General features: G+C 68.7%; 4 protein-coding genes and 1 pseudogene. 2 read left to right on the plus strand and 3 right to left on the minus strand.

The features are described 5' to 3' along the window. Positions 1-420: 420 nt before the first annotated feature. A complete protein-coding gene (locus ACGFU6_RS39200; RefSeq protein ID WP_393617394.1) occupies positions 421-1,428 on the minus strand; it encodes a stage II sporulation protein M in 1,008 nt (335 codons plus the stop codon). Between the two features lie 120 nt (positions 1,429-1,548). On the opposite strand from ACGFU6_RS39200, the gene ACGFU6_RS39205 reads away from it, so the two are divergent. Together ACGFU6_RS39205 and ACGFU6_RS39210 are read left to right on the plus strand one after the other, a co-directional pair. Then, positions 1,549-2,541 (plus strand): RDD family protein, encoded by a 993-nt coding sequence (locus ACGFU6_RS39205; protein ID WP_393617395.1) that lies wholly within the window; start codon positions 1,549-1,551, stop codon positions 2,539-2,541. Between the two features lie 408 nt (positions 2,542-2,949). After that, positions 2,950-3,861: pseudogene (locus ACGFU6_RS39210) on the plus strand (IS5 family transposase). Here the strand turns inward: ACGFU6_RS39210 and ACGFU6_RS39215 are convergent. Next, on the minus strand, positions 3,858-4,469 hold the full coding sequence (locus ACGFU6_RS39215) for a hypothetical protein (RefSeq protein ID WP_393617397.1): 612 nt from the start codon (positions 4,467-4,469) through the stop codon (positions 3,858-3,860). The pseudogene ACGFU6_RS39210 and the gene ACGFU6_RS39215 sit on opposite strands and share 4 nt — an antisense overlap. Positions 4,470-4,707: 238 nt before the next feature. Further along, the coding region (locus ACGFU6_RS39220) for an adenosylhomocysteinase (RefSeq protein ID WP_393617399.1) at positions 4,708-5,511 on the minus strand (804 nt) is incomplete at its 5' end.

A 5,511-nucleotide genomic window follows, 5' to 3' on the forward strand; every position in this document is an offset into this window, starting at 1 on the left:
TTCCGACTCTATCAGACTCTTTCGTGTCCGATTCCCGGTCGAAGCGGGCCTCGCATTTTCGCTTTCCAGTTCTTCGCTTTCGCGTTTCCCTTTCCAGCGGTTTCAACCTTACCAGACTCGATTTCGTTCCGTTTCCGGTTCGAATTTGATTTCCGGTGACCGTTGAAGTGGCCTTGCCTTTCGGCTGATTCGACTTTATCAGAAACATTTCGGCCGAACTAATCGGCTTCGTGATCCTGAGAGTGGGAATCAATGGCTCTGCGGAAATTCAATTTCCGGTGAGAGCGAGATGACACTAACTGCTGGGCCCGAACTTGTCCAGTTCGAGGCAACCGTTCGAATCTACCTCCCCCAGTCCTCCGTGTCAACGGTTTTTTGGGGCGAGGAGGAGACTAGCAGGTCAGGAGAGGCCTACGCACATCAGGCGGCCACCGGGAGTTCGGCGCTCCGTTCGGCATCGGAAATGTCTCCGACGTCGCCGGTTCGGGCGGCTCGGCCGCCCAGGATGTAGACGTACGCGAGGAAGGCCAGCTCGGCGGCGATCCCGATGGCGATACGAGCCCAGGTCGGCAGGCCGGAGGGGGTGACGAAGCCTTCGATGACGCCCGAGACGAAGAGGATCAGGGCAAGTCCGATGGCCATGCCGATCGCGGCGCGGCCCTGCTGCGCCAGCGCTGTGCGCCGGGTGTGGGGGCCGGGGTCGATGACCGTCCAGCCCAGGCGGAGGCCGGTTCCCGCCGCGACGAAGACGGCGGTCAGTTCGAGCAGGCCGTGCGGAAGGATCAGGCCGAGGAAGGTGTCGAGCCGGCCGGCCGAGGACATCAGGCCGATGCCTATGCCGAGGTTGAGCACGTTGAGGAAGAGTATCCAGATGACCGGGACGCAGAGGAATGCGCCCAGCACCAGGCACATGGCTGCGGCCTGGGCGTTGTTCGTCCAGACCTGGGCGGCGAACGAGGCCGCGGGGTGGCTCGAGTAGTAGGTCTCGTACTCGCCACCGGGGCTGGTCATACGGCGCAGGTCGTCCGGGGCCGCGATGGCTGACTGGACCTCCGGATGGGCGGCGATCCACCAGCCGATCAGCGCGGCCAGGAGCACGGAGAGAACCGCTGTGGGTATCCACCAGTGCCGGGCCCGGTAGACCGCCGCGGGAAAACCCGCGGTGAGGAATCGCGCCGCGTCCCGCCACGAGGCTCGGCGGGTGCCGGTCACCGTGGCACGGGCGCGGGCCACCAGTTGGGTCAGGCGCGCGATGAGCAGTGGGTCCGGGGCGCTGGACTGGATCAGGGAGAGATGGGTCGCCGTGCGCTGGTAGAGGTCGACGAGCTCGTCGGCTTCCGCGCCTGTGAGCTTGCGTCCGCGGTGCAGGAGGTGGTCCAGGCGGTCCCACTCGCTGCGGTGGGCGTTGACGAAGACGTCGAGGTCCATGGGCGGCTGCTGCTCCAGGCATGGGTGCGTACGGGTCCGTACTACTGCGGCGCGTTTGCGGATCAGCTTGGCAGACTGTGGCCCCGTGGGGCAGGGATGGTCGGCGAAGGGTGGGCGGGGATGAGTGGGCTCGTGACCGGGGACGCGGTCGTGCTGGGGCTGCAGCCGGCGAAACTGCCGAGCCGCGCGCTGGCGCTGGCCATCGATCTGGTCGTGGTGGGGACGGCGTTCGTCCTGGTGTCGGTCGGGCTGGCCGTGGCGACGGCAGGACTTGACGAGGCGGCGTTCGCCGCAGTCTCCGTGGCGACGTTCCTGCTGGTGCTGGTCGGCGCCCCGATCGCGGTGGAGACGCTCAGCCACGGCCGTTCGCTGGGGAAGCTGGCGTGCGGACTGCGCGTGGTGCGGGACGACGGGGGGCCGATCCGCTTCCGGCACGCGCTGGTGCGCGGGGCGATGGGTGTGGTCGAGATCCTCATGACGCTCGGGGTCGTGGCTGCCGTCGCCTCGCTGGTTTCGGCGCGTGGGAGGCGCCTCGGGGATGTCTTCGCGGGGACGCTCGTCGTCCGTGAGCGGCTGCCGGCCGGCCGGTCCGCCACTGTTCCGCCCCCGCCGCCCTGGCTGGTGGGGCGCTTCGCCGGACTGGATCTGTCGGCGGTTCCGGACGAACTGTGGCTGGCGGTACGGCAGTACCTGACGCGGATGCATCAACTGGACGCGGACGTGGGGCGGGCCATGGCCGGCCGGCTGGCGGGAGAGCTTTCCGGGCGGACCGGGGTTCCGGCGCCGGTGGGCGTGCCCGCCGCCGCGTACCTGGCAGCCGTGGTGAACGAGCGGCAGACCCGGGACGCGCACCGGATGTTCGCCGCTTCCCGGGCCGCTTCGGGCAGCTCCGGCGGCACGGGACCGCAGGCGGGGCTTCCGCCCGGCCCCGGTCGGGCAGGCGGGGGTACTGGTGTGGGTGAGCAGCCGTGGGGCTCGGGGGCTGTGCCCGGGGCCCCTGCCGCCCACCCCGTCTCCGGATCGCCTGTCCGGCCTGTGGGGGCCGGGGGTGCGACCGCTCCCGGGACGGATCCCGCGCCACCGCCCGCCACCGGGTTCGCGCCACCGGCGTAGGGCCCTTCGCCCGTCCTGGCCGGCGGGACGCTCTAGGCAGTGTCTGACAAATGATCACCGAGAGTGTGCGTGCTCGGTCCAATTGTCTTGCCGTCCCGGCACCAGCCAGTGATTCTGGTCAGGTGTCAGGACAGGGGAAGAGAAGGCGGCGGCAGGGGGACGCGCGGCAGCGGCTTGCTGCTCGCACCGCGTCGGACGCGGGACAGTGGGAAGTGGTCGTTGAGACTCCGGACCAGGCGGAGATGCGTACGAGGTTGCGCCGTCTTCGGGAAGCAGGAGTCGACGGGTCGATGATTCGGATCGACACGCTGTGCGGACGCCTGGCGGTGCCGACCACCTACCGGCTGAGCCGTTTCATGACGGACCCCGCGCGATAGTCCGAGCACCAGCACTCCGATCATTGATCTTGTGGCAGGTCGAGGCGAGTTGACGGAAGCGGCGTGGGAGCGAATAGAACCCCTGATGCCGCGGGTGGATGGACGTGGCCGTCCGTGGCGTGATCACCGACAGGTGGTCAACGGGGTGCTGTGGCGGCTGCGGACCGGGGCTCCGTGGCGCGATCTGCCCGAGCGGTACGGACCCTGGCAGACCGTCTACGAGCGGTTCGCCCGCTGGGACACCGATGGGACCTGGGCGAAGCTGCTGGAACACGTCCAGGTCCACGACGACGCGGTGGGCCGGGTGGAGTGGACCGTCGCCGTCGACTCCACGGTCAACCGTGCCCATCAGCACGCCGCCGGCGCCCGCGAAAAGGGGCCGCAGACGGGGACGAACTGGAAGATCCGGGCCGCTCGCAGACGCTCCAGGCTCTCGGCCGGTCCCGAGGCGGGCTGACCACCAAGGTCCACCTCGCCGTCGATGGCCGGGGCCTGCCCCTGTCCATCGTGCTCACGCCCGGCAACGTCAACGATGCCACCGCCTTCGGCCAGGTTCTCGAAGGGATCCGCGTTCCCAGAGTCGGTACCGGTCGCCCGCGCAGGACACCGACCCGAGTCCTGGGCGACAAGGCCTACTCCAGCCGGGCCATCCGGCACCTGCTGCGGCGCCGCGGCATCGCAGTCACCATCCCCGAGCGCCGCGACCAAGCGGCCAACCGCCGGCGCCGAGGGCGCCTCGGCGGTCGGGCGCCCGCCTTCGATGAGGAGGTCTACCGCGAGCGCAACGTGGTCGAACGATGCTTCGCACGCCTCAAGCAGTTCCGCACGATCGCGAGCAGATTCGACAAGCTCGCCGACCGCTACCGCGCCGGAGTCGTTCTGGTTTCGCTGATCCTCTGGCTCCGCGAAACCAGTTCGTGATCATTTGTCAGACACTGCCTAGCGGGCCGAGGGCGGGGACTCCAGTTCTTCGAGCTCGATGCCCGGGGCCGAGAGGACCACGTCGCCGGCCAGGTGGATGGAGTGCTGCTCGCCGGTGTCCAGGGCGTTGACCTGGTATTCGTCCACGATCAGCGGCCCGTTGTCAGTGGCGTGCGCTTCACTGTTCAGCAGGGCCCAGGACTGGTCGACGGTACGGGGGGCGAGGACCGGGTCCGTGAAGGCGACGACACGGACCCGGGTCGCGGGGGAATCGGGGGTGAGGCGGAGCAGGCGGGCGGTCGCGACGAGGAAGGCGGGGGAAGTGCCGGTGAAAGTGTGGGCGCGGACATTGCCCTCGTTGGCGTGGGTGCCGGTCGGATCGGTGCGGACCCAGGTGACGCCTTCGAGGGCGGCGCCGCGTACCTGCCAGCTCGCGGCGTGGAGTTCGAGACGGATCGGGCGGCCGAGTTCGTCCAGGGTGAGATCGATGGATCCGAGATGGTCGCCGGACGGGGCGGTCGTCTGGGAGACATAGCGCCAGCCGGAGGGGCCGGGGGCGCAGTGGAAGTGCTCTTCACCGAGGGGGGTGTGGTCGTGAAGATCGTGGAGCGAATATCGGCCGCGGGGCATGGGGTCCTTCGGGTTCCTCGGGCTGTGCGGGTGCGGTACGACGCAGGCCCCCGACACGGGGGTGCGGGGGCCTGCGTTCGTAGCGGATGCGCTGCGCCTTGCTGCTGAGTCACCGGGGCTGCTGGACGCTGTCGCGTCCGAGGGCTCCGGGTCCTGGGCCGCGGGGCCTGCCGGTGTCCGGTCGTCGCTGACCGGTGGTGACTGTGCCGGTCACCGGCAGGCCGTCGCGGTTAAGGGATCAGTAGCGGTAGTGGTCGGACTTGTACGGGCCGTCGACCTCGACACCGATGTACGCGGCCTGCTCCGGGCGGAGCGTCGTGAGCCTCACGCCGAGCGCGGCGAGGTGGAGGCGGGCGACCTTCTCGTCGAGGTGCTTGGGCAGCACGTAGACGTCGGTCGGGTACTCCTCGGGCTTGGTGAACAGCTCGATCTGGGCCAGCGTCTGGTCCGCGAAGCTGTTGGACATCACGAACGACGGGTGACCGGTCGCGTTGCCCAGGTTCAGCAGGCGGCCCTCGGACAGCACGATCAGGACCTTGCCGTCCGGGAACGTCCAGGTGTGGACCTGCGGCTTGACCTCGTCCTTGACGATCCCGTCGATCTTCGCGAGGCCGGCCATGTCGATCTCGTTGTCGAAGTGACCGATGTTCCCGACAATCGCCTGATGCTTCATCCGGGCCATGTCACCGGCCATGATGATGTCCTTGTTGCCCGTCGTCGTGACGAAGATGTCCGCCTGCTCCACCACATCGTCGAGGGTGGCGACCTGGTAGCCGTCCATCGCCGCCTGCAGCGCGCAGATCGGGTCGATCTCCGTGATGATCACCCGGGCGCCCTGGCCGCGCAGCGACTCCGCGCAGCCCTTGCCCACATCGCCATAACCACAGACCACCGCGGTCTTCCCACCGATCAGGACGTCCGTGGCGCGGTTGATGCCGTCGATCAGCGAGTGCCGGCACCCGTACTTGTTGTCGAACTTCGACTTCGTGACCGCGTCATTCACATTGATCGCCGGGAACAGCAGAGAGCCGTCACGGTGCAT

This window comes from Streptomyces sp. NPDC048462 (assembly GCF_043200175.1).
GTDB lineage: Bacteria > Actinomycetota > Actinomycetes > Streptomycetales > Streptomycetaceae > Streptomyces.